Origin of the sequence: Actinomyces sp. HPA0247 (assembly GCA_000411415.1) — a bacterium.
In the GTDB taxonomy this organism is placed as follows: Bacteria; Actinomycetota; Actinomycetes; order Actinomycetales; family Actinomycetaceae; genus Pauljensenia.
The window spans coordinates 691,738-713,651 of the sequence record KE150450.1 but is presented as its reverse complement, the minus strand read 5'-3'; the positions used below and the strand labels follow the sequence as shown (position 1 = coordinate 713,651).

Sequence of the window (21,914 nt, the reverse complement as noted above, 5' to 3'; positions counted from 1 at the left end):
GGTGAGGCGTGGAAATCCTCAGAAGTCGCGCGAGATGCCGACCAGCTTGAAGCCGGCCTCGGACACTGCGTCGCTCAGTGCCGTGTCGTCCAGGGGGGTGTCGGTCAGGACCGTCACCTTGGAGGTGGCGCCCGAGTTGAGGATGACATCGACGTTCTTCACGCCGGGGATCTCGCTCAGCTCTTCGCTGACGCTCATCACGCAGTGGCCGCAGGTCATGCCGTCGACGGACAGCTCGATGGTGCGATCGATCTCGGTGGTCATGATTTCTCCTTGTTTATTAGGACTTGATGAGGCGCGCGATGGCCGCGGCCGCCTCGTCGACTTTGGCCTGCGCGGCCTCGTCGGATTCACGCGCCGCCGTGACGACGCAGTGATTCATGTGGTCTTTGAGCAGGTTGACCGCAACGGAGTCGAGCGCGGACTGGACGGCCGAAACCTGCGTGAGGATGTCGATGCAGTACTCGCCCTGCGAGATCATGCGCTGCAGGCCGCGGACCTGGCCTTCGATGCGGCGCAGGCGCGCGAGATGATTCTCGGTGTTGCCGTGGTAGCCGTGTTCGTTGCTCATGGAACTGAGGATACCTCTAGGGGGTATGGGTGTCAAGGGGTGTGGGTGCGCGTGCGCTGTGGGGGTGGCGACACGCGTCCCTCAAAGCGGCGCGCCCCGGCCCGAGCCCGCTTAGGGTGGAGGCAGCACACAGGTAAGGAGGGGACATGAAGCGACGCCCGCGTCGGCGCTACCGCGCGATCCGCCGTGTCCCCCAGGCCTACCCCGGCGTCTACCTGCGCCTCAAAGTCGCCCCCGTCGTGCCCGCCCTCGCGGCCACGGTCGCCGTCGGCGCGCTCGCGGAAATCTCCGCCCTGCCGCAGGACGTGCGCGCTCGCGCGCGATCCCTCTCCGATGACATGGGCACAGCGATCAGTGAACAATCGCAGCGCATCTTCTTCGATAACCCCGGCCTCGACACCCTCCTCATCCGCTCCCTCTCCCACGTCGCCCGGCGCACCGCGACCGTCGGGCGCGCCTGGGCACGAACGGTTGTCGCCGTCGGCGCGGACAAGGACGGGCGCATGGCCCGCATGCTGCCCCTCATCCCCAGGCGCGGATACGACGCCCTCATGACCGGCATGCTCACCATCGGCACCGCCGTGGGGGCCTTGCGCGGTGGCGAGGTCCACGTCGCACTCCTGCGCGACTCCGACGCAGACCCCGCGTTCCAGGACCCGCTCCCCGGCCACCCCGAGGCCCAAATCCGCCGCGTCGACGCGCCCGAACTGCTCTCCGACATGTGCGCCGACATCGACGAACTCTACTGGTCGCGCACGATCGGCCCCGCCGTCAAAATCACCCGCGTCGGCGCAGGCGAGGCGCGCCGATGGCTCCTCTCCCTGGTCGGCACCGAGTCCATGACCTGGCGCTCCACGAACAACCCGGCCGACGCTGAGACGAACATCCGACTCATGCTCGGCCTCGAAAGCGCGATGAGCGTCGGCGTCGTGCGCGCACTCCACGCCGCCATGGAACGCGACGGCGTACCCGCCGAGCGGTGGACGCGCGAACCTGTCCTCATCTGTGGCCACTCCCAGGGCGGGATCGTCGCCGCCGCCCTCGCCTCCGTCCCCGCCGACGAGGCCGGGATCAACATCGCCGGAATCCTCTCCACAGGCGGCCCCAACCGGCGCATCCGCGTGCGCCCCGACGTCGTGACCGTCGCCGTCACCCACGACCAAGACGTCATGCCGAGCCTCGACGGCTCGCCCGACCGTGCCCCCGACCGGCGCGTCACCGTCGGACGCAGCCTCGTGAGGCCTCGTACCCGCCCCCTCTACTACGCGCACTCCTCCTCGACCTACACGGAGACCGTGCGCCTCCTCGAGCGCAAAGTGCGCGTCACCCCGTGGGGCCGGCTCGCCTCGGCGATGGCCGCCCTACAGGATTTCCTGCCCGCCCCGGGCGAAGCCACGCGCGTCCTGCACTACGAAATCTGGCAGGACATCCTCACCCCCACCGCCGAAGGCACGTGGGACACGGTCGCCGCGCTCGAACGAGCCAGCTCCTACGAACCCGCCACCTACCACATCGACTACGCGGCCACGGCCCCCCGCCTGCCGCGCATCGCCCGAGCCAGACGCCGCGCGAGTATTCCCGCGCGCCTCTCCTCCGCCCTCTCCTCCCTCAGAAAGGACAGGTCATGACCGACCCCAACGCCCCCCTGCGCGAGGTGCGCCGATGGATGCGCGTCTCGACCCCCGTCAACAAGGCGGCCTCCTCCGGCCTGCGTGGTCGGCTCCCGCAGATCGCCGGGCCCCTCATGATCGGCGCGCTCGGCGTGGGCGCCCTGGGTGCGGGCATCGCGTGGCGCGCCCTGTCCTCCACGCGCGGCACTGGTCGCACCCAGCGCTTCGTCGACCTCGTGACCGCCGCTCTTGAGTCGGGTTTCCCTGTGCGTGCGCACGAGGCTGGTGCGGGTGAGGCCCGCGCGCCGCGCCGCGTCGTCCACGTCGAGGTCGGCGAGGGCTTTGGTCGTCCCTCCCTCGTGTCCATCGACGTCGTCGTGTCTGCTGCCGATGTTCTGTCGCAGCGCGAGGCCGCCACGCGCGCCCTCGACGCGATCACCCGCGTGACCTGGAACAACGACGAAATGGCGCCGGTCAGCGTGCGCGCCCGCGTCCTCCTCGCCCACGAGGAGGCCGACGACCTCGAGGCCCCCGGCGCGCAGACCGACACCGTCGTCGACATGAGCGCCCTCGGCTTCGCCGACGAGATCGCGCGCCCCGACGAACTCTACGACCGCTACGGCGCGCCCGACTGCGACCCCACGTGGAGGCCGTGACCGGCAGCTGAGAGTCGGCCTCGTCGATCCAGGGCAGAAACGGCAAAGGGCGGCGAGGCGCGAACCCGCGCACCCGCCGCCCCAAACCGGCCAGGCTCAGGCCTCCCAGCGCGCCAAGCGCTCGGACAAGCCGACGTAGGTTGCGGGGGTCAGCGCCAGGAGGCGCTCCTCCACCTCGGCCGGCAGACCCAGGCCCGCGATGAACTCACGCATGTCGCGCTCACCCACCTCGTGGCCGCGCGTCAGCTCCTTGAGGCGCTCGTACGGGTTCGCCATGCCGGTCGCGCCCGCGATCGCGGCGGCGCGCATCGCCTGCTGGACGGCCTCGCCGAGCACCGCCCAATTCGCGTCCAAATCCTGCGCCATGCGCGCCGCGTTAATCTCGATGCCATCCAGGCCACGCACCAGGTTGTCGTAGGCCAACACCGCGTGACCGAACGCGACGCCCACGTTGCGCTGCGTCGTCGAATCCGTCAGGTCGCGCTGCATGCGGCTGGTCACCAGCGTCGCCGCCAGCGAATCCAGCAGCGCGTTCGACACCTCCAGGTTCGCCTCCGCGTTCTCGAAGCGAATCGGGTTGACCTTGTGCGGCATCGTCGACGATCCCGTCGAGCCCTGCGCCGCCAGGTTCTGGTGGAAGTAATCCATCGAAATGTACGTCCACGCGTCCGTCGCCAGGTTGTGGGCGATGCGGCCCGCGCGCGCTACGTCCGCGTACAGCTCGGCCTGCCAGTCGTGCGACTCAATCTGCGTGGTCAGCGGGTTCCACGTCAGGCCCAGGCCCTCCACGAAAGAGCGAGCCAGCGTCGGCCAATCCGCGCCCGGCACCGACACGACGTGCGCGGCCCACGTGCCCGTCGCGCCGTTGATCTTGCCCAGGTACTCCGTGGCCTCGACGCGCTTAATCTGACGGGACAGACGGTGCGCGAACACCGCCATCTCCTTGCCGATCGTCACCGGGGTCGCCGGCTGGCCGTGCGTGTGCGCGAGCATCGGGACCGCCGCCCCGGCCTCGGCGAGGCCGCGCAGGCGATCCAGGAGCGCGCGGATCGACGGCAGCCACACCTGCTCGGTCGCCGCCTTGATCGTCAGCGCGTATGCCAGGTTGTTGATGTCCTCGGAGGTGCAGAAGATGTGGACGACCTCGCGCAGGGTCGGCAGCGTCGTGTCCTCGCCCAGCGTGTCGGCCGCGGCCTCCAGATACTCGCCGATCAGGTACTCGACGGCCTTGACGTCGTGGCGGGTGACGGCCTCGAACTCGCCCAGGCGCTGAATGTGCTCGGCGCCGAAATCGCGGGGGAGCGCGCGCAGGTAATCGCGCTCCGCTTCCGTCAGCGTCGGGGCGCCCGGCAGGACCGAGTTGTCGAGCAGGAAAATCAGCCACTCGATCTCGACGTGCACGCGCGCGCGATTCAGGCCGGCCTCGGACAGGTAGTTCGCCAGGGGCGAGGCCACCGCGCGGTAGCGGCCGTCCAGCGGGCTGAGCGGTTCACCCCCGCCCGCCAGGTCCGAATAGCCGTGGGCAGTGGAGAACAGTGTCATCGTGTCGCTCATACCCCTATCTTCCCAGAACGAGGGGCTATCGGGCCGCCGAGTCCGCGCGGCGGTTCGTGGCATGGGTAACGACGAGGCCGGGGCTGGGCGTGTCGTCCACAGGGGTTGGCAGCGCCGGGAAGTTATCCACAGGGGTCGCTGTGCGAGTGGTGGTGGGGGAGCACGCAGGCGTAGCGTGCGAGGACAAGCAACGATTCTTCCAACGATGGGAGCCGACCATGATCCCCGATCCCCTCAGCCCCGGCCTGTCCCTGCACGCAGCCCACGGCCTCGTCGATGGCCTGCGTGGGGCGCTCGCGGGTGCTACGTGCCCACAGTGGGTCGGCGTCGCGGGAGACTCCTACCGCAGCCGACAAGGCGAGGTGACCGCGAGCGTTCAGGGAGTCCTCGACCAGATCCAGGCCGCCCTCGACCTCGTCCGCTCCTTCGACGAGGAACGCAACCGAGCCCTCGCCAGCGCGCTCGCCGACGCTTCCATCTCCCAGCCCGAACTCGTCATGCTGGGAGCGTGGTGACCATGGCATTCGACCCGCGCCGCGACGTTACCGTTAACTCGGGAGCATTTCGCGTCGACGTCGACGAACTATGCGCCGCGCACACCCTCATCAGCGGCGAGGAAACGCTCGCGATCGTGCCCGCCAGGCTCGCGCTCGACGCCGCCCTCGGCGAGGCAGACGCGGTATCCGGACTCATCCCCGAGGCCTCCGCGCGCCTCGCGTCCGCGATCACGGGCGCCCTGTCCGCCCTCAACTCGCTCGAGACCGAGATCGACTCCCTGCGGTGGAAGCTGCAGGACACCGCCCTCACATACGCGAACGCCGAGAACGGCTCCTCCCTGTGGGAGCTCGTGCCCGGCAGCCCGTTGGGACCGCAGCTGAGCGCGCGGGGCGTCGGCACGATGGTCATGGGGCCCGCCGGCCTCGCGCTCACCGGAGCCTCGGCGCTCGTTCACGGCGCGCAAGACGCCTCCGCGCGCGCCGGCGTGCCGTGGCTGCCCACCCTCCTCATGCCCGGTCTTTCATCGTTAGTCGCGGAAAAAGACCTGTGCGACACCGTCATCGACGGGTTGCTCTTCAAGTACCACGCGGACGAGGCGTCGGGTGCGCGCTTCCAACGCGACCTCGGCAGGTTCGCCCTGGACGTCAACTCCCTCCCCGCGTTCCGAGGCGTCGCGCAGTCACTGGCCGGGCTGGGGGTGAGCCAGGACCTGAACTCGACGTCCACCCAATCCGCGTCCGGCGTTGCCGCGCTGGCTGCGCCCCTGTTCGCCTACCTGGGATTCACCGACCTCCGTCTCGGCCATGGCCTCAGCTGCGGGATCATCGTCCGAGGCGCGGACGGGGACACCCGAGTGCGCACCAACGGCCTCGGATCCCGCATTCCTTCAAACGCCCTCGACGCACGCACCCGATCCGCGCTCGCGGCCATGCCCGAGACCGCCCCCGACACCCACTACGAAGGTGTCACCACCAGCGCGGATGCCATCGAGCACATCACCGAGATGCACGGGGGAGACGCCGACAACGGCGAGATTGCCATCGAGGAACACGTCACGGTGGGGGAGGACGGGGCGACGACGCGGTCGTGGACCGTCGACATCCGAGGCACCCAGTCCTTCTGGATTGGGCAGTCGGGCCCCCAGGACATGACCACCAACCTGCAGGGCGTCGCTGGCATGAACTCGGACCAGCTCGACGCCATTAAAGAGGCCATGAACGCGGCAGGCATCGCCCCGGGCGAGGCCGTCGAATTTGCCGGACACTCCCAGGGAGGAATCATGGCGGCCCAAATGGCCGCAGACCCTTGCGTGCGCGCACGCTACAACGTTGTCTCCGTCGTCACCGCCGGCTCACCCACCGCGACAATCGCGCCTAGCGACGTGCCCATCCTCGCCTACGAAAACTCCGGCGACATCGTCCCTGGCTTGGACGGCAACGCCACGAGCGGGGACAACGTCACGACCGTCATGTTTCACGACTACGAGGCCACGTGCCACGCCGACGACCCCGTGCCCTGCTCGCACAGCGCGCCCCTGTACGTCGACGAAATCAGGAGCACCCTGAACGCCGCCCGGGCCTCGTCCGACCCCGGCCTCGGCGCACTGGCAGCCGCCGAGGCCCGGCGTACCCAGGCGCTCGGCCTCACCCCGGGCACCCAGACCACCATCCACCACTACCAAACGAGGCGCATCACCCAGGGGTGACGCGCCTCGAGAAAGGGGGCAGAACGGATCAGTCGCGCTCGTCCTTCTTATCGCGCAGCAGGCCCGAGACGATCGAGGACACCACGGAGGTGATGACCGCGCCCGCCAGGCACGACAAGAAACCGCCCGTCGTCATAGGGAATCCAAGCGACGTGGACAGCCAGCCCGTCAGCGCAAACAGCAGCGAGTTCGTCACCAGGGCAAACAGTCCGAACGTCAGCAAATACAGGGGGAATGCCAGTGTCTTCACAACAGGCTTAATAATCGAGTTCACCGCCGTGAACACCAAGGCGACGACCGCAAAGACGATCACCGTCTGCGAGGCCGACGACGCCTCGATCGAAATCGACGGAACCACGTGGACCGTGACCCACAGTCCGGCCATCGTGGCTAAAAGGCGTGCAATGAAATCCATTGCTTCATTCTTGCGCAGTGGGACGATGCTTGCACGTGCCAATTCCATGGGATAGGACTACACACATGACCAACCTGCGCATTCGTCCCGCCGTCGCCGCCCTGCCCCGCTACGTGCCGAGCAAGACGGCCCCCGGCGCCGTCAAGATCTCCTCGAACGAAATGCCGACGCCGCCCAGCCCCGCCGTGCTCGAAGCGATCGCCCGCGAACTCGAGACGATCAACCGCTACCCCGACCTGACGGCCGCGCCCCTGCGCGAAGCCCTCGCGCAGCGCTTCGGGGTCGGCGCCGACCAGGTGTGCGTGGGCACCGGCTCCTCGGCGATCCTCCTCGCCGCCCTCTCCGCCGTCTGCCAGCCCGGCACCCAGGTCGTCTACCCCTGGCGCTCCTTCGAGTCCTACCCGATCGCCGTGCCCTCCGTGGGCGGCGACCCCGTGCCCGTGGAGCTCCTCCCCGACGGCACCCACGACCTGGATGCCATGCGCGCCGCGATCACGCCCGACACCGTCGCCGTCATCGTCTGCTCGCCCAACAACCCGACGGGTCCCGCCCTCACCTACGAGGAAATCGCCGCGTTCGTCGCCGACGTCCCCGACGACGTCATGATCATCGTCGACGAGGCCTACATTGACTTCGCGACCAAGCCCGGCGTACGCACTGCGGTTCCCCTCATCGAGGAGCACCCCAACGTCATCGTCATGCGCACCTTCTCCAAGGCCCACGCCCTCGCGGGCGTGCGCGTCGGCTACGCCATCGGCGAGGCCGAGGTGATCGGCGCGATCCAGGCCCTCCTCGTGCCCTTCGGCGTCAACTCCCTCGCGCTCGCAGCGGCCCTCGCCTCCCTCAAGGACTCCGAGGGCGTGGCGCGCGCAGTCGCCGAGATCGTCGCCGAACGCGAGCGCATCATACCGGCGCTGCGCGGCCTCGGATACGACATCCCCGACAGCCAGTCGAACTTCTACCTGATCCGCGGAAACGTCTACGGCCTCGTCGAGGCATGCGCGCGCGTGGGCCTCATCGTGCGCCCCTTCAGCGTGGGCGTGCGCGTCTCGGTCGGCTCGCGCGAGCAGAACGACCTCTTCCTGTCCGTCGCCACCGAATTTGCGCGCACCTCGGGCATCGGCGCGTAGGGGCGTGTGCGAATGGGCCCGCCCGACGAATCGGACGCGCCCATACACCCGCCGCAGCGCGGTGATTACGGGATCAACAGGGAGACGATCAGGAGCAGCGACCAACCGAGCTCGCTATAGCCGATGAGCTTGGGCGAGATCGGGCGCGCCCGCTTCCGGCTGATCGTCGGCATCACCCACGCGCGGGCCGTCAGCAACGCCCACGTGAGGACCGGCCAGATCGTGAGCGCTCCGAACCACCACGCCGCGGCCGCGCCCAGGGTGAACGCCGCGTGCAGCAGCGTCGAACCCACCGCCCAGCGCGGATCCCTGCGTCCCCGGATCATCGAACGCACCAGCGGAACCGTGCCGATGTAGTGCAGACCGAAGGCCGCGCACGTCGCCCACGCGTGGATCGACACCGCGGCCGGAGAACCATCCGCGACCGCCAGCGAAAAAGCCACGGGACCCATGATGTTACCCGCCAGGATCGACGCCGCCCGAGCCCCCAGGGAGCGCTCGCGGCCCTTCCACACAAGGTAAAGCGCGGACGAGGCCAGGGGTGCGAAAGCGATCGCCCACCACAGCAGCTGCGGACGCAAGGCCAGCAGGGTGGCGCCGGGGAGCGCCGCGAGGACGGCGTAGGTGATGACCGCGGGAGCGATTCGAGCGCGGCGCTTGGCGGGCGTCTTCACCCACAAGCACACGGCCGAAAACATCTGGAACGCCATCGCCCACGCCACCAGCATGAGCACGACCGTCCACGAGAAGGAGTAGGACAGCGCCCACCCGAGCAGCGGCGGGAAAGCCATCATCGTCCACGCGCCGTGCTGATCGGAGATCCAGCCGTCGCGGGCGAGCTTACGCATGTGGGGATTGTTGTGGTGGCGCGGCTTCGGGCGGCCCTGGGGACGTGCTGGTGCGCGGTCGGTGGCGGTCCCTGGGGCGTGTGCGGAACCGTCACCCCCGGTGCGTTCGGGCGGTGTCTGAGTCTGCGGCGCTGCACTGTGCATAGCCTTAGCTTAGTGAAGTGGTCTTGTGAGGCTCAATACTGAGCTGATCACAACGTGAGATGGGGAAGGGAAAATTTCAACAATCGGTGAAATATGGGGGCATGTCCACATCAGACGCAGTCACAACTCAATCTCCGACCCTGTCCTCCGAGGACCGCAGTGCGCGCATCGCCGTCACGGTCTTCCCGCTGCTGATCCTGGCGGCCTTCGCGATCGCCATGATCACCCCCGCCACCTTCAAGCCGCTGGCCCCCGGCGTTAACTGGGCGCTCGGCGTCATCATGTTCGGCATGGGCCTGACCCTCACGCTGCCCGACTTTGGACTCATCGTCAAGCGTCCTCTGCCCGTGCTCGTGGGCGTCGTCGCCCAGTACCTGATCATGCCCCTCGTCGGTTGGGCCCTGTGCTACGTGTTCCGCCTCCCCGACGCGGTCGCCGTCGGCGTCATCCTCGTCGGCTGCGCGCCCGGTGGCACGGCCTCGAACGTGATCTCCTACCTGGCGAAGGCGGACGTCGCCCTATCGGTCACCATGACCTCGATCTCGACGCTGCTCGCGCCCCTCATGACGCCGCTGCTCACCGCCTGGCTGGTGGGTTCGCGTATGCCGGTTGATGGTGCGGCCATGGCGAAGAACATCCTCCTGATGGTCCTCGCCCCCGTCCTGGGTGGCTTTATCGTGCGCTTCGTTGCGGGCAAGCTCGTGGAGAAGATCCTGCCGATCCTGCCCTGGATCTCCGTGCTGGGCATCTGCTACGTGCTCCTGGTCGTCGTGTCGGGTTCCGTCGACAAGATCCTGACGTCCGGCGCCCTCATCATCGCCGTGGTCATCTGCCACAACCTGCTCGGCTACCTCTTCGGCTATCTGGCCGGACGCGTCGGCCGCGGCTCCGACAAGGCTGCCCGCACGACCGCGATCGAGGTCGGCATGCAGAACTCGGCGCTGGCCGCGACGCTGGCAAAGACCCACTTCGCCTCCACCCCGGAGACTGCGCTCCCGGCAGCCGTGTTCTCCGTGTGGCACAACCTCTCCGGCGCGCTGCTGGCGATGTTCTTCCGTCGCTGGAAGAACGGCGGAGCGGCCTGAATCGACGAGGCCGGGGCGGGGCGAGCACTCATCCCCAGTTCCGGTTCTCGACTGAGTAGATAGTGAGAAGGGGGGCGGCCCGTTGGGGCCGCCCCCTTCCGCGTCCTGCGAGCGCGTTGCTCGTGTGCCCATGTTGCTCGTGTGAGCGTGGCCCTCGTGTGTTCGCGGTGTTGTCCCCCTCCTCGTCGTGTAAGCGCGGGGCGGCCCACTCCTCGGCGCATGTTCGGCGTAGCTATCAAGCGCCGTCGTCATTCGTGCAGCGGATGTGTAAAAAATGCACGCATGTTCGTTAACCGCGAGGTAATCAATGATGCGAAAATGCGGTATGCTTCGTGGGTACCCATCACAAATACTCGAAGGAGTAACCCTCATGAAAAAGCGTCTTCTGACGGCCGCCCTCGTCGCGCTGCTGCCCCTGAGCCTGGCCGCCTGCGGTGGACAGTCCAAGCAGGCCGCGTGCCAGATCATCAACGACAAGGCCGTCAAGGCAATTGATGGCCTGGATCCGAGCAACACGGAAGACATGATCCAGGGCATGACCAACGTCGCGACCGTCCTGAAGTCTGACGACATCACCAACACCGAAGTGAAGACTGCTGCGGTGGCTGCGGGCGATAGTGCTCAGGCCCTCGCCGACTTCGCCAAGACGGTGGGCGATAACCCGTCGGCAGACCAGATGAGCGAGGCCATGGACCTGTACACGACGTTCACGACATCGATGTCGTCGCTCGAGACGGTGTGCAACGCGCGCTGACGCGCACCATCAGATTGTGTATGCCCGCGTGTGGGCATTGAAAAGTGAGGGTGGCCCCGCGGGGCCACCCTCACCTCTACCTTGACGGGTGTCGTGTGCTCGCCAGAGCGTCACTTACCTTCGCACACCGACTGAAGATTGTTCATCGACTCCAGGTACTCCGACGTCGCTGACAGAATCCGGGAGCGCTGTTCAGCCGTCGGCTGATCGTCGGCCGCCTTGGTCGCGTCGAGGAGCTTCTGTGCGCTGGCCGCCAGGCCGTTTGCCGCCACCTTGACCTCGGGGTTGGTGACCTCGTCAGACTTCATGATGTCAATGAAGTTGGACAGGGTCTTGATGACCGAGGCCTTGTCCTTCTCGTTCAGGCTCGAGGAGATGGCGTTGGCCTTGTCGTCGAGAATGGCGCAGGCCTCCTCCTTCGTCTGGTTCGACTTCGACGAGCTCGACGCGGAGGGCGATGCCTGCGTAGGCGTGCTGGTCGGCTCCTGCGAAGGCGCGGACGAGGACGACGGCGAGGACGTCGGGTTGTCAGTCTTGACCTGCAGGCACGCGGACATGCCCAGGGGCAGCAGAGTGATGAGGAGGGCGGCTGCAATACGACGCTTCATGGGATGCTCCTTGAAATATTGAAGTGTACGTTCTCGCTCAGTCTAACCCCAAAAGCATGAAATTAACATATCGGTCAGTGAGGTCGTGCTGACGCGGGAAAATCGGGGTTAATCGGACGCCTCGTATCGGCGTATTATCCCGCTAGATGACAGGCCGCCGCGTGGACTGTCAATCTGTTTGGTGGTCGTGGTCTGTGCTTTGCTCCGGGTGTTGCTTTCGTGCCTGGTGTCTGTGTGAGGGCGTTCGGGCTCTGCTGCGCCTCCATTGGCGTTGGTCGTGGTTGCCGTCCCTCAGTGTTGTGAGTGGCCGCTGTTCTGTGCGTCGGCCCCCTCGGTGCCACGTCCGTCATCGATGCGTCGGCCGTGGAGGCGTCGGCCGTTGCCACGTCGGTCATTTATGCGTGTTTCCTGAGCTTCATCGTCGGGTGCTGCGGCGCCCTACGTGGGGTCCGTGTGGGGGTTTGCACTACATGGGGGTGTGACACGCAGGCGACACGCCGTCAGAGGGCTTCGTGTAGTGCAAAACCCCCATCGCACCAGATTGGAGACCGCACGGTGCGCAACTCGCGCCGGTGTCGGGGTGGGATAGTCCGGGCAAGGTTCCTCCCCAAGGCTCCTCCCCAAGGCACCTCCTCAAGGCTCCTCCCCAAGGCTCCTCCCCAAGGCGCCGCCAAGACCACCTCTCCACAAATTTCGCATGCAATTCCCCCACGGTACGAATCGACGCACGCTTAAAAACCGCGGAATTTCAACGATCTGATTTCAAAACCTGAAATATTCTCAGGGGAATTGCATGCGAAACTGTCGGATGCTGCGCTGTGTGTCCCCGAAAAGTTGCACGTAATTCCTCCCGGGCCTCATTCGGCGACAGCTCGAAAACCGCGGAATTTCAACGATCCAATTTCAATATTTGAAACATTCTCAGGGGAATTACGTGCAAAACTGCTGTGCCCATCTGTGGCAGGGTCAGGGTGCGCCTCACGATCAATCACTCAAAGCAAAGCTCGCGGCGCGGATGGCGGGCGGGCGGGCGACGCGGCGGCTGGAGATTAGGCGGGCTACCTCGAGGTACTACGCATCCGGATAGGTAATCGAGATCCGGATAGGTAATGAACATCCGGATAGCTTAATAACCTATCTACATGCGCATAACCTATCCGGATGCGCACAACCTATCCGCATCCGCCCGCCCCGCCCGATTGGAGGCCGCCGCGTGGCCTGCGGAGCCTGGCCGGACAACGAGTCGACGCGCCGAGCGAAGCTCGAGGCGCGGATGGCGGCCGGCGAGCGGGCGGGGCGTGCAGGTGTCGGAGATTAGGCAGGCCTCGTGGCCGGAGATCTGGGGCGCGACCCCACATCTGGTGGTGAGCCCAAGGAGGGCTGATCGATAAAAAATCGCCGGGACCAAACGGTCCCGGCGATTACCGGTCGGGGTGGCGGGATTTGAACCCACGGCCTCTTCGTCCCGAACGAAGCGCGCTACCAAGCTGCGCCACACCCCGGTGCCGTTCGAGTATAGCGTTTCCTCACCGATAATCCCAAACGGAGATCAAGCAAGCGGCATAAGTGTGTCCCACGCCGCATTAGGCTGGCTGATTGGAAGCGCCTCTTGCGGAATCTTTGCGACGCGAATGCCCTGGCGACGCCGGGTATGCGTATGCGGCGACGCCGGGTATGCGTATGCGGCGACGCTGCGTATGCTTATGTGGCTACGCCGGGTACACGTGCAGGAGCGAGGCCTCGGGGCGAGTCGCGATACGCACCTTCGCGTAGGGGGACGTCCCCAGGCCCGCGGACACGTGTAGCCACGCCGTCGAACCGTCCGGAGCCTCCCAGCGGCTCAGGCCCTTCGCGTAGGGGCGCGAAATATCGCAATTTGTGATGATGGCGCCGAACCCCGGAATGCCGATCTGACCGCCGTGCGTATGGCCCGCGAGAATCAGGTCCGAGCCGACCTCGGTGAGCGCGGAAACAACCCGCGTGTACGGCGCGTGCGTCACCCCGAGGCGCAGGACATCGGATGCTCCCCACGACGAGGCTGGAGCCCCCAGGCGATCACGGTAAATATGCGCGTCATCCGTGCCGAGCAGAGCAACCGTGCCCGTGGGCAGGCGGAGTGTGCCGGATGCGTTCGACAGGTCCAGCCAGCCCGCCCGGCGCATCGAACGCACCATCGGCAGGTAGGGCAGATCGGGGACAACACGCACCGGGTGCGGTTTCGAACGCGATAGGTAGCGGCTCCAACGCTTGGGGATCGGTGAATAGTAGTCATTCGAACCGAGCACGAACGCACCCGGGTAGGACAGGAACGGACGATACGCGTCCATCACCATGTCCAGAGCCTCCGTCGACCCAAAGTTGTCGCCCGTCGCAACGACCATGTCGAAGTGCTCCGAGGCTGCCACGTCGGACAAGAATCGCAGCAAAAACTCCTGGCCCTCGAAAAGGTGCAGGTCTGCGATCTGCAGAATCGTCACCTCGGGCACGCGGGCGCGAACCGGGACCTCGTAGCGCCGCAGCACCGGCATGGTGCGCTCGACCGACCCCCAGGCGAGCGCAGCGCCCCCCGCTGCTAACCCTGCGAGCCCCAGCCCACCCACGAGCGTGCCCGCGGTGCGCAGGAGGCCACGGCCTCGTCGAGTGGACGAGGCCGTGGCCTCCTGAAGCAACGCTGCCGTATCAGTCGTCATCTCAGTGGCTCGGCGACGGCGACGGGTTCGGGGACTGCGAAGGAGCAGGCGTCGGAGTGGTGCCGCGCTGCGGAGTGGACGCGCCGATGTTCGCGTTCGATACGGCCTCTACCGGGGTGCCCGCCAGCGCCTGCGTCATGTAGGGGGCCCAGATGTTCTGGCCGACGTAGGTCTCACCGAAGATCTCGGAGTGGTAGACGCCATTGATGACAACGCCGGACACTTCCTGCGAGGAGTTGTCGCCGTGACCCACCCACGCGGACGTCGCGAGCGACGGCGTGAAGCCCGTCAGCCACGTGTTCGCGTGGCCGTCGGTGGTACCCGACTTCGCGGCGAAGGGGCGGCCGTCGCCCAGGCGCGTCGCCGTGTAGTACTGGCCGGCCGACGCCGTCAGCAGTGCGGCCGTCTTGTTTGCGACGTCAGGGGAGATGACCTCCTTGCAGTCCGCTGAGAACTCCTTGAGGACGTTCTCGTTACGGTCGGTCACCGACTCGATGGGCTGAGGCGTGCACTGCTGGCCGGAGTTTGCGATCGTCGCGAACACGGACGCCATCTGCAGCGGGGAGCTCGACACGGAACCAAGGATGTTGGCCGGGAAGGGCGCAGGAACCTCACCGTCCTCCGTGACGCCCATGTCATAGGCGGTTTGGAAGATGGAGCAGAAGTCCACACGCGACGCCATGTTGACGAAGGCCTGGTTGACGGACAGGCCCGTCGCGCGCACGACGTTCATGGAGCCGGTCTTGCCTGCGAGGTCGTTGACCTGGTAGCCCTCAGTGGTGATGGCGCGGCCATCACACTTGAAGGATCCGTTGGGGTAGAACGTGTTGTTCGAACCTACGGTCTCGTATGCCGAGTGGCCTTCCTTGAACCACTCCAGGAGGGTGAACACCTTGAAGGTCGAACCAACCTGGAAGTTGCCGTCGGCCGAGTAGTTCGCCATCGTCTGGCCGCTCTCGATGCCGTACGTCGTGTTCTGAGCCATCGCGAGGACCTTGCCGGTGCGCGGATCCAGGGAGACAATCGCGTCGTTCAGGCCGGACGCGTCGCCGACGGGAATCGCGTTCGTCAGGGACGCGTAGGCTGCGCTCTGCTTCGCCGGGTCCAGCGTGGTGCGAATGGTGATGCCCTGCGTCTTGAGCAGGCGCTCGCGCTCGATGCGCGTGGAGCCGAAAGCCGGATCCTCCAGGAACTGCGACAGGACGTAGTCACAGAAGTAAGCCTGCGCGGACGGCGCGCCGGAGCAGCCCTCGGAGGACACCGTCGGATGCAGCATCGACTCGACGCTCGTGGCGACGCCCTGGTCGTACTCCTCCTGCGTGATGACACCCTGCTCGAGCATCGTGGCCAGGACCGTGTTGCGGCGTTCCTGGGCGGCCTCGGGGTGGGTCAGCGGATCGTACTGGACGGGGGACTGAACGAGGCCAGCGAGGAGCGCGGCCTCCAGGTAGTTCAGCTCCGAGGCCGACTTGGAGAAGTAGCGCTGCGAAGCGGCCTCTACGCCGTAGGTGATCGGACCGAAGGGCGCGATGTTGAGGTAGCCCGTGAGGATCTCATCCTTGGACTGGGTCTTTTCCAGTGCCAGCGCGTACTTCATCTCGCGGAGCTTACGCTCGGTGGTCTGCTCGGTCGCCGCGCTCACCTGATCCGCGTCGCCCTCGAGGTAGCCGCGCTCGGCCAGCGAGTTACGCACGTACTGCTGGGTGATCGTGGAGGCGCCCTGGCGTCCGCTGTCGCCCAGGTTGGAGACCAGCGCGCGTGCGATGCCGGTGGCGTCAACGCCGTTGTGCTCGTAGAAGCGCTTGTCCTCAATCGCCACGATCGCCTTCTTCATGACGTCAGCGATGTTGGCGCTGGGCACAACGATGCGCTGCTTGTCGTAGAAGTGCGCGATCACGGCGCCAGACGAATCCAGCAGCTGGGACTCCTCGGCGGGAGCCACCGTCTGCAGATCACCGGGCAGCTCGTTGAAGACGGACGGAACCGACTTCGCGACGAGCGCGGTGGGGCCGGCGACGGGGACAAGCATGCCTGCCCCGACGACGCCCATGAGCGCGGACACGCTCAGGAACGCCAGCAGCAGCGCGAGCAGCTGGGCCGGACGGACAGCGCGAGAGTGAGAGTGCGACATATTCCTAGCTTACGTGGCGGCGTGCTCATCTGGCGTTTGGCGACGCGTGAGAATTGCCTGATGAGTCACGCCTGACGGCCTTGATCGTGGTCGCAGCGTTTGCACCCACAATCGTATGTGTGTATGGTCACAGGAAGGGCTCAAAATACAGTGAAGTGGAGTTCCACGATGTCAACGCAAGGCGACGACCAGAGCTGGGTCGCTCGCGCACTCTGCGCGTCCATCGAACCGGACGTGCTGTTCGTGCAGGGTGCGTCTCAGCGTCAGGTTCGTATGCGCTGCTATGAGTGCGAGGTTCGCCTCGAATGCCTCGCCGACGCGCTTGAGTCCGAAGCCAACTACGGCGTGTGGGGCGGGCTGACAGAGCGGGAGCGCCGCGCGATTTTGCGCCACTATCCGCACGCGGAAAACTGGTTGGAGTGGCTGCGCACCTCCGACGAGTCCCTCGCGCGCGAGCTGCGCAGTCCTCACGTCCCTAAGGTTCTGTCCTTTGTTCGCCCGCAGATGGCAGGTAGGATGGAAGCATGACTAAATGGGAATACTCCACGATTCCGCTGCTCACGCACGCGACGAAAGCAATCCTCGACCAGTGGGGCGCCGACGGGTGGGAACTCGTCCAGGTGATCCCCGGCCCCACGGGCTCCGAGAACCTGGTGGCCTACCTCAAGCGTCCGATTGAGGAAGCTCCCGCCGTCCAGAACTGACGCGCACTATCCGCGCGCAATCAATCGAATACGACGAGGCCGTGGCTGGCGTGTGCGTTGAGCGCACGCGGGCCGCGGCCTCGTTTGCGTTGGGAGACAACAAGGTTGGGAGATAACAAATAGGTTGGGCCCGGCACCACTGGTGCCGGGCCCAACCCGAGAGCTGAGGTCAGCGAGCGCGACGCGCCAGGCGATCAACGTCGAGGAGGGTCACGGCACGACCTTCCAGACGGATCCAGCCGCGCGACACGAAGTCGGCCAGAGACTTGTTGACGGTCTCACGGGAGGCGCCGACCAGCTGGGCGAGCTCTTCCTGCGTGAGGTCGTGGGGGACGTGGACGCCCTTATCGGTCGCGGTGCCGAAGCGGTCTGCAAGGTCCAGGAGGGCCTTGGCGACACGGCCGGGAACGTCGGAGAACACGAGATCCGAGAGGGACTCGTTGGTGCGGCGCAGGCGCTGTGCGAGGGCGCGCAGCATGTGCTTGGCCAGGGTGGGGTTGGTGTCGAGCACGTGCATGAGGTCCTCGTGCTCGAGGTAGAGAAGCGACGCCGGGGAAACGGCAGTCGCGGTGGTCGAACGCGGGCCCGGATCGAAGAGCGTGAGCTCACCGATGATCTCTCCGGGGCCCAGGACTGCGAGCAGGGACTCGCGGCCGTCGCTGGAGGTGTGGCCGAGCTTCACCTTGCCCTCGGTCACGATGTAGAGGCGATCGCCGAGATCGCCTTCGTCGAAGAGAGTCTCTCCGCGACGCAGGGTGGTATGACCCATCTTCTGCTGGAGGGACACCTGCTGTGCATCATCAAGGCCACCGAACAGCGGCACCTGGCTGATGAAGTTTCCGTCACCGATCATTGTGCGGAGCTCCTTCCGCTCGTGCCCGATTGCTCGGGCGTTCCGATTTGGACTGCGCAGTGGTTCCCATACGTAATACCGCTCACGAGGAGGTACCGCGCATCACACCATTATGCCCTATCTATCAGGTGAAACGCGTTTCATTTTGCGATTTGTGTGAGCTGTCTAATGAAAAATGCGCTATTTGGCGTGTGCTAAAGCGTGTTCTGACAGAGCGTCAGCCACCGCTTGGGGGGCCTCTTCGGGGAGGAAGTGGCCGGCCTCGCGAATAACGATCTGCGTGAGCGGCGCATCCACGAACTGGGCGTCCGCTGCGTGATCCAGCGTGGACCAGGCGCCATCGTCGCGCCCGACCAGCGAGAGAACGGGTACGCGCAGCGGCTCGGCGAGGATGCGTCGTTCCTCGCGCGAGAGTTTGCGGGCAGCGCCGAGGCCACGCAGCGCGGTGTGCGCAGCGAAGGGGCGACGCAACGCGGCCCGGTACGTTCCTGACTGGGAGACGAGGCCATCCACGTTCCCCGGCGAGGCCCACGCGCGATAGACGGTCGTCACGAGTGACCCGGACCGCAGCGCACGTTCGCGTCCCGTGGGCAGCGCGAGGCGTCCCTGCAGCACGCGTCCACCTGCCCACGGCGCCCTGCCGATGACGGGCTGAACGCCGAGCGGATGAGGGGCCGACAGGACGGCCACCGACCGCAGCTCAAGGGGCGCGAGAGCGCCGATCATCCACGCGATCGTGCCCCCGATACCCATACCAGCCACCGAGAAGGAGGTAATACCGAGGGCGCGTACGACGGCGATGACGTCGTTCGCCATCTGGGTGAGGTCGTAGTCCCCGCGCGTCAGGTCGGAGGTGCCAAAGCCTCGTAAATCGAGGGCGAACACGCGCGACGTCGACTCGGCGAGCGCGGGCAGAACGTCGCGCCATGCCCACCAGTGCTCGGGGAAACCGTGGAGAAGAACGAGCGCATGGTCCATGCCCTCGCCCATGTCGGCAACGTGGAATGCGGCGCCGCCAGCGCTCACGTGCCGGTGGGTCCAGGGACCCTCGAGCTCGATCGCGCTGGCGGGAATCAAAGTCTTCACTTGCGGGCCGCGTCCTTCGCTGCCTTCTTGCGTGCGCGCTTGGAGTAGAAGGCGCCCGCCGGGTTCGTGGCCTCGATCGAGGTGCGCAGAGCCTCCTCGTCGCGGCCTGTGCGGCGCGCCGCGTGCGACACGTACGCCAGGCCAAGGAGCGCCACGCCCAGCAGGACGAAACGGCCCGAGTAGCCGGAAGCCTGCAGGTGGTGCGACAGGTTTGCCCCCAGGGAGCCCGTGTTGGTCAGCGCGGTCAGCGCGGCCAGCGCCGACGTGGCCGTGATGCCGGGAGCCATGACCCACGGCAGGCCAACGATCAGCGTCCCCAGGCCCGTCAGCCAGGCGCCCAGCGAGGAGCGGCGCGCCACCATGAACAGGATCGCGGCGATGAGGATCGAACCCAGCAGCTCGCCGAGCGCGAGCATCGAGGCGACGCCCGTGTACATCGGCGCGGCGTCAGCCAGCGTCATGCGCGCCCCCGCGTCAGCGGCCAGGTACCAGCCGACCGGCGTGAGGATGAGGAACAGCAGGAGCGAGAGCCAGTGCGCGCCCGTGCGCGAGGGCATCTCCGTGACCTGCGGGGCGGCGGAGAAGAGCTCGTCGTCCAGTCGGCCGGAGTCGGACTTGTCGCCGCGTGCGGCGGTCGATGCGATCGCGGCCAGGGTCGCGGCCTCGGCGTCCTCGTTGCCCTCACCCAGCAGGGAACGGCGGCGCGGGCGCGCCTCCTCGGCGGCGTCCTGGTCCTCGAAGGAGTACGAGGCCTGGGCGTGCTGGGTGGGCAGCTGGGCTGTCGGCTCGGTGAAGGGGGTGGGATCCGCGGCGGGCTGGTCGACCTCGGCGGAGGCGGCGTCGGTCTCCTCCGACGAGGCCGGGGCGGCCTGGCTGGTGGGCGCGAGTGCCGGGATCGACGGGGTCGTCGCCTCGTCGTCACCGAAGATCATCGATCGGCGCGAGGTGAGCGGGTGCTCGGCGGCTGCACCACCGACGGCCGAGGTGGTTTCCCCGGCCTCGTCCGCGTCCTTGGCCTCGTCTGCGTCCTTCGATTCCTCGGTGGAATCGACAGCGGAATCGGCGGCATCAGTAGGCTCCGTGGCCTCAGCGGGCTCCTCCGCGTCAGCGGGCTTCTCGCCCTTCGTGACTGCCTCATCCAGGTTCAGGCCTAGCGCTGCGGCAGCCTGCGCGGGCGTCATGACGGGCGTGCGCGTGGGCTCCGGTTCCTCGGGGGTGTCGGTCTCGTCGGACGAGTCCTCGGCCTCGGGCGTGGCGTCCGCTGACGTCGCGTCGTCCTGGCCCGAGGCCTTGGCGCCCTCATCCGTCGAATGTGCGGATTCCGCGTCGGCCTGGCCGGTCTCAGACTCCTCGTCGGCGGCGCTGGCAGCGGGCTCCTCGTCGGCCGACACGTCCTGCTGATCGGCGGCGTTCTCGGAGGTCTGCGCGGGAGCATCCTGCGCGTTTTCCTCGGAGGAAGCCTCATCCGCGGTGTCGCTACTGTGCGTGCCCTCCGAATCGTTCGCCGTCTCCGCAGGTGCGTCGGCGTCGCCTAGCCCGCCATCCGCCACCTGAGGCGTCTCCTCGGAAGCAGCCTCGGCCTCGTCCGTGGTGGACACGACCGGGAGGTCGCCCTCGGGGGCGGCGACGACGGGCAGCTCGCCCGTGGAAATCTTGTCCTCGATCGTGGGCTTGAGCGGGGCAGCAGCCGGAACGCGTCCCGTCAGGCCGCCGATTGCGACCGACTCGATCTCGCCCGTGTGGATGGGCTCACTGGACTCGCCGATGATCGCCGACGCGTCGGAATCTTCGCCCGGCAGCTCGATCTCCTCGCCGGTGAGCACCACGTTTTCGCGGTCCTCCTCGGCGCGGTCGCGCTGGACGTCAAACTCGTTCTCGGACATGCTTCCTCCTTATATCTGCCCACATATTACGGTCCGTCAGACCGCTTGCGCGCATTAGCCCTCGGCAGGCCCCTCATTCGTCGATGCGGCCTGCGACGCATCGAGCTTCTTCAAGGCGCGTATCCGCGCCCACAGAACCCCCATCGACGCGCAGCCCGTCGCCATTCCCAGGGCCGCCAGGGGAGGGGCGGCGAGGGAGAACTTCGTGAGGACCGAGGAACCGGGAACGATCACGTTGCCCGTCAGCGACGCCCACACCGGCAACACGACGTAACTCGGCAGCACGAGAATCGCCCACGTCGCGATCTGCGTGCCCGTGATCGACCAGCGGGCGCTCACCACCAAGAGGGCGAACGCCAGGCCCGCACCGAGGGCGAACAGCGGAGCGAGGGTGTGGCCCTCGAGGATTCCCTCCAGGCCCATCGCCGCGACGTTCGTCGAATCCGAGGGCGCCGCCCCCACCATCAGCACACCCGCGGCGATCGCGGCCGGGAGCGCGACCGTCGTGCCGAACGCGTGACGGTGCACGCGCGCGAGAGGCATGCGCGTGTCCTTGCCCGCGCGCACCCGCACCGACTTGATCGTTAGCGCACACGCGCCGAGTATGAGGGACAGGCACACCGGGTACATGCACCACAGGACGCCGGCGAGCATGTCTTCGCGGCCCACCGAGGACTTCATGAGCAGCGGCAGGCGTGCCACACCCAGGAACTGCGCGACCCCCACGGCGAGCGACCACACGAAAGTGACGACCATGCCCGCGCTCGACTCCTCGCAGTTGAGCGCGATGAGAGCGAGCAGCAGCGACGCGAGCGCCATGCCGATGAGGCCCTCCACCGAGGCCAGCGGCTGGCCGACGGCGGCCAGCGCCTGCACGTCGACCATCGACGAACCCAGGAACACCAGGGCAACCGGCGCGAAAATGAATGCGAACAACCCCGAGCGCAGGCGCGCGGAGAAGTTTCGATGCTGCAAAAGCGTCATGCCCC

21 protein-coding genes and 1 tRNA gene are annotated in these 21,914 nt (G+C 66.9%); 9 read left to right on the top strand and 13 right to left on the bottom strand.

Translation table 11 applies throughout. The features are described 5' to 3' along the window. Nucleotides 1-18 precede the first annotated feature (18 nt). Complete coding sequence (locus HMPREF1478_RS02915; protein WP_016460586.1) at nucleotides 19-264, bottom strand: heavy-metal-associated domain-containing protein; 246 nt, start codon at nucleotides 262-264, stop codon at nucleotides 19-21. Nucleotides 265-280: 16 nt separating this feature from the next. Beyond that, complete coding sequence (locus tag HMPREF1478_RS02910; protein WP_016460585.1) at nucleotides 281-571, bottom strand: metal-sensitive transcriptional regulator; 291 nt, start codon at nucleotides 569-571, stop codon at nucleotides 281-283. 146 nt (nucleotides 572-717) lie between these two features. On the opposite strand from HMPREF1478_RS02910, the gene HMPREF1478_RS02905 reads away from it, so the two are divergent. Together HMPREF1478_RS02905 and HMPREF1478_RS02900 are read left to right on the top strand one after the other, a co-directional pair. Continuing rightward, nucleotides 718-2,199, top strand: coding sequence for a hypothetical protein (locus HMPREF1478_RS02905; RefSeq protein WP_016460584.1), 1,482 nt, complete (start codon nucleotides 718-720; stop codon nucleotides 2,197-2,199). Then, nucleotides 2,196-2,837 carry a hypothetical protein gene (locus HMPREF1478_RS02900; RefSeq protein ID WP_016460583.1) on the top strand — a complete coding sequence of 214 codons (642 nt, stop codon included), beginning with the start codon at nucleotides 2,196-2,198 and terminating at the stop codon, nucleotides 2,835-2,837. Before HMPREF1478_RS02905 ends, HMPREF1478_RS02900 begins: the two co-directional genes overlap by 4 nt. 96 nt (nucleotides 2,838-2,933) lie before the next feature. On the opposite strand, the gene purB is transcribed toward HMPREF1478_RS02900, so the two are convergent. Beyond that, nucleotides 2,934-4,391 carry an adenylosuccinate lyase gene (purB, locus tag HMPREF1478_RS02895; protein WP_016460582.1) on the bottom strand — a complete coding sequence of 486 codons (1,458 nt, stop codon included), beginning with the start codon at nucleotides 4,389-4,391 and terminating at the stop codon, nucleotides 2,934-2,936. 218 nt (nucleotides 4,392-4,609) lie between these two features. Here purB and HMPREF1478_RS02890 point away from each other — a divergent pair, with 218 nt between their 5' ends. Together HMPREF1478_RS02890 and HMPREF1478_RS02885 are read left to right on the top strand one after the other, a co-directional pair. Then, nucleotides 4,610-4,906, top strand: a complete 297-nt coding sequence (locus HMPREF1478_RS02890; RefSeq protein ID WP_016460581.1) for a hypothetical protein — start codon at nucleotides 4,610-4,612, stop codon at nucleotides 4,904-4,906. Nucleotides 4,907-4,908: 2 nt separating this feature from the next. Next, entirely contained in the window at nucleotides 4,909-6,594 is a 1,686-nt protein-coding gene (locus HMPREF1478_RS02885; protein ID WP_016460580.1) for a hypothetical protein, read from the top strand. Between the two features lie 28 nt (nucleotides 6,595-6,622). Here the strand turns inward: HMPREF1478_RS02885 and HMPREF1478_RS02880 are convergent, their stop codons facing one another. Next, nucleotides 6,623-7,009, bottom strand: a complete 387-nt coding sequence (locus HMPREF1478_RS02880) for a phage holin family protein (RefSeq protein ID WP_034474860.1) — start codon at nucleotides 7,007-7,009, stop codon at nucleotides 6,623-6,625. 65 nt (nucleotides 7,010-7,074) lie between these two features. Between HMPREF1478_RS02880 and hisC the strand changes: the two genes are divergently transcribed. Next, the gene (gene hisC / locus HMPREF1478_RS02875) at nucleotides 7,075-8,139 is read left to right on the top strand and encodes a histidinol-phosphate transaminase (protein ID WP_016460578.1); all 1,065 of its coding nucleotides are present in this window, start codon (nucleotides 7,075-7,077) and stop codon (nucleotides 8,137-8,139) included. Between the two features lie 65 nt (nucleotides 8,140-8,204). Here the strand turns inward: hisC and HMPREF1478_RS02870 are convergent, their stop codons facing one another. After that, nucleotides 8,205-8,987, bottom strand: a complete 783-nt coding sequence (locus HMPREF1478_RS02870; protein ID WP_034474858.1) for a YwiC-like family protein — start codon at nucleotides 8,985-8,987, stop codon at nucleotides 8,205-8,207. 245 nt (nucleotides 8,988-9,232) lie between these two features. Between HMPREF1478_RS02870 and HMPREF1478_RS02865 the strand changes: the two genes are divergently transcribed. Together HMPREF1478_RS02865 and HMPREF1478_RS02860 are read left to right on the top strand one after the other, a co-directional pair. Beyond that, nucleotides 9,233-10,216, top strand: a complete 984-nt coding sequence (locus HMPREF1478_RS02865; RefSeq protein WP_016460576.1) for a bile acid:sodium symporter family protein — start codon at nucleotides 9,233-9,235, stop codon at nucleotides 10,214-10,216. A gap of 370 nt (nucleotides 10,217-10,586) precedes the next feature. After that, a complete protein-coding gene (locus tag HMPREF1478_RS02860; RefSeq protein ID WP_016460575.1) occupies nucleotides 10,587-10,970 on the top strand; it encodes a hypothetical protein in 384 nt (127 codons plus the stop codon). Between the two features lie 110 nt (nucleotides 10,971-11,080). Here HMPREF1478_RS02860 and HMPREF1478_RS02855 read toward each other — a convergent pair whose 3' ends face one another. From HMPREF1478_RS02855 to HMPREF1478_RS02840, 4 genes are all read right to left on the bottom strand, one after another. Further along, the gene (locus HMPREF1478_RS02855; RefSeq protein WP_016460574.1) at nucleotides 11,081-11,578 is read right to left on the bottom strand and encodes a hypothetical protein; all 498 of its coding nucleotides are present in this window, start codon (nucleotides 11,576-11,578) and stop codon (nucleotides 11,081-11,083) included. 1,428 nt (nucleotides 11,579-13,006) lie between these two features. Continuing rightward, a tRNA-Pro gene (locus HMPREF1478_RS02850) sits at nucleotides 13,007-13,080 on the bottom strand. 207 nt (nucleotides 13,081-13,287) lie between these two features. Continuing rightward, nucleotides 13,288-14,268 carry a metallophosphoesterase gene (locus HMPREF1478_RS02845; protein ID WP_016460573.1) on the bottom strand — a complete coding sequence of 327 codons (981 nt, stop codon included), beginning with the start codon at nucleotides 14,266-14,268 and terminating at the stop codon, nucleotides 13,288-13,290. 1 nt (nucleotide 14,269) lies between these two features. Then, nucleotides 14,270-16,399 carry a transglycosylase domain-containing protein gene (locus tag HMPREF1478_RS02840; RefSeq protein ID WP_016460572.1) on the bottom strand — a complete coding sequence of 710 codons (2,130 nt, stop codon included), beginning with the start codon at nucleotides 16,397-16,399 and terminating at the stop codon, nucleotides 14,270-14,272. Nucleotides 16,400-16,567: 168 nt separating this feature from the next. Here HMPREF1478_RS02840 and HMPREF1478_RS02835 point away from each other — a divergent pair, with 168 nt between their 5' ends. Both HMPREF1478_RS02835 and sp36 read left to right on the top strand, forming a co-directional pair. Next, complete coding sequence (locus tag HMPREF1478_RS02835; RefSeq protein ID WP_016460571.1) at nucleotides 16,568-16,927, top strand: WhiB family transcriptional regulator; 360 nt, start codon at nucleotides 16,568-16,570, stop codon at nucleotides 16,925-16,927. Beyond that, a complete protein-coding gene (gene sp36, locus HMPREF1478_RS02830) occupies nucleotides 16,924-17,103 on the top strand; it encodes a Sp36 family protein (protein WP_003791133.1) in 180 nt (59 codons plus the stop codon). Before HMPREF1478_RS02835 ends, sp36 begins: the two co-directional genes overlap by 4 nt. 169 nt (nucleotides 17,104-17,272) lie before the next feature. Here sp36 and HMPREF1478_RS02825 read toward each other — a convergent pair whose 3' ends face one another. The 4 genes from HMPREF1478_RS02825 to HMPREF1478_RS02810 form a co-directional block, all read right to left on the bottom strand. Then, complete coding sequence (locus HMPREF1478_RS02825; RefSeq protein WP_003791132.1) at nucleotides 17,273-17,956, bottom strand: Crp/Fnr family transcriptional regulator; 684 nt, start codon at nucleotides 17,954-17,956, stop codon at nucleotides 17,273-17,275. 180 nt (nucleotides 17,957-18,136) lie between these two features. Further along, on the bottom strand, nucleotides 18,137-19,042 hold the full coding sequence (locus tag HMPREF1478_RS02820; RefSeq protein ID WP_016460570.1) for an alpha/beta fold hydrolase: 906 nt from the start codon (nucleotides 19,040-19,042) through the stop codon (nucleotides 18,137-18,139). Then, nucleotides 19,039-20,925, bottom strand: coding sequence for a prolipoprotein diacylglyceryl transferase (locus HMPREF1478_RS02815; RefSeq protein WP_016460569.1), 1,887 nt, complete (start codon nucleotides 20,923-20,925; stop codon nucleotides 19,039-19,041). The genes HMPREF1478_RS02820 and HMPREF1478_RS02815 overlap by 4 nt, the downstream gene beginning before the upstream one ends. Before the next feature lie 54 nt (nucleotides 20,926-20,979). Continuing rightward, on the bottom strand, nucleotides 20,980-21,909 hold the full coding sequence (locus HMPREF1478_RS02810) for a hypothetical protein (protein WP_016460568.1): 930 nt from the start codon (nucleotides 21,907-21,909) through the stop codon (nucleotides 20,980-20,982). Between the last annotated feature and the right edge of the window lie 5 nt (nucleotides 21,910-21,914).

Bases quoted from the DNA above. Each gene is read 5' to 3' on its own strand.
- hisC (WP_016460578.1), top strand. From the start codon at position 7,075: ATGACCAACCTGCGCATTCGTCCCGCCGTCGCCGCCCTGCCCCGCTAC.
- HMPREF1478_RS02915 (WP_016460586.1), bottom strand. From the start codon at position 264: ATGACCACCGAGATCGATCGCACCATCGAGCTGTCCGTCGACGGCATG.
- HMPREF1478_RS02860 (WP_016460575.1), top strand. From the start codon at position 10,587: ATGAAAAAGCGTCTTCTGACGGCCGCCCTCGTCGCGCTGCTGCCCCTG.
- HMPREF1478_RS02910 (WP_016460585.1), bottom strand. From the start codon at position 571: ATGAGCAACGAACACGGCTACCACGGCAACACCGAGAATCATCTCGCG.
- HMPREF1478_RS02815 (WP_016460569.1), bottom strand. From the start codon at position 20,925: ATGTCCGAGAACGAGTTTGACGTCCAGCGCGACCGCGCCGAGGAGGAC.
- HMPREF1478_RS02870 (WP_034474858.1), bottom strand. From the start codon at position 8,987: ATGCGTAAGCTCGCCCGCGACGGCTGGATCTCCGATCAGCACGGCGCG.
- HMPREF1478_RS02885 (WP_016460580.1), top strand. From the start codon at position 4,909: ATGGCATTCGACCCGCGCCGCGACGTTACCGTTAACTCGGGAGCATTT.
- sp36 (WP_003791133.1), top strand. From the start codon at position 16,924: ATGACTAAATGGGAATACTCCACGATTCCGCTGCTCACGCACGCGACG.
- HMPREF1478_RS02865 (WP_016460576.1), top strand. From the start codon at position 9,233: ATGTCCACATCAGACGCAGTCACAACTCAATCTCCGACCCTGTCCTCC.
- HMPREF1478_RS02855 (WP_016460574.1), bottom strand. From the start codon at position 11,578: ATGAAGCGTCGTATTGCAGCCGCCCTCCTCATCACTCTGCTGCCCCTG.
- HMPREF1478_RS02905 (WP_016460584.1), top strand. From the start codon at position 718: ATGAAGCGACGCCCGCGTCGGCGCTACCGCGCGATCCGCCGTGTCCCC.
- HMPREF1478_RS02890 (WP_016460581.1), top strand. From the start codon at position 4,610: ATGATCCCCGATCCCCTCAGCCCCGGCCTGTCCCTGCACGCAGCCCAC.
- HMPREF1478_RS02900 (WP_016460583.1), top strand. From the start codon at position 2,196: ATGACCGACCCCAACGCCCCCCTGCGCGAGGTGCGCCGATGGATGCGC.
- HMPREF1478_RS02880 (WP_034474860.1), bottom strand. From the start codon at position 7,009: ATGGATTTCATTGCACGCCTTTTAGCCACGATGGCCGGACTGTGGGTC.
- HMPREF1478_RS02840 (WP_016460572.1), bottom strand. From the start codon at position 16,399: ATGTCGCACTCTCACTCTCGCGCTGTCCGTCCGGCCCAGCTGCTCGCG.
- HMPREF1478_RS02845 (WP_016460573.1), bottom strand. From the start codon at position 14,268: ATGACGACTGATACGGCAGCGTTGCTTCAGGAGGCCACGGCCTCGTCC.
- HMPREF1478_RS02835 (WP_016460571.1), top strand. From the start codon at position 16,568: ATGTCAACGCAAGGCGACGACCAGAGCTGGGTCGCTCGCGCACTCTGC.
- HMPREF1478_RS02810 (WP_016460568.1), bottom strand. From the start codon at position 21,909: ATGACGCTTTTGCAGCATCGAAACTTCTCCGCGCGCCTGCGCTCGGGG.
- purB (WP_016460582.1), bottom strand. From the start codon at position 4,391: ATGAGCGACACGATGACACTGTTCTCCACTGCCCACGGCTATTCGGAC.
- HMPREF1478_RS02825 (WP_003791132.1), bottom strand. From the start codon at position 17,956: ATGATCGGTGACGGAAACTTCATCAGCCAGGTGCCGCTGTTCGGTGGC.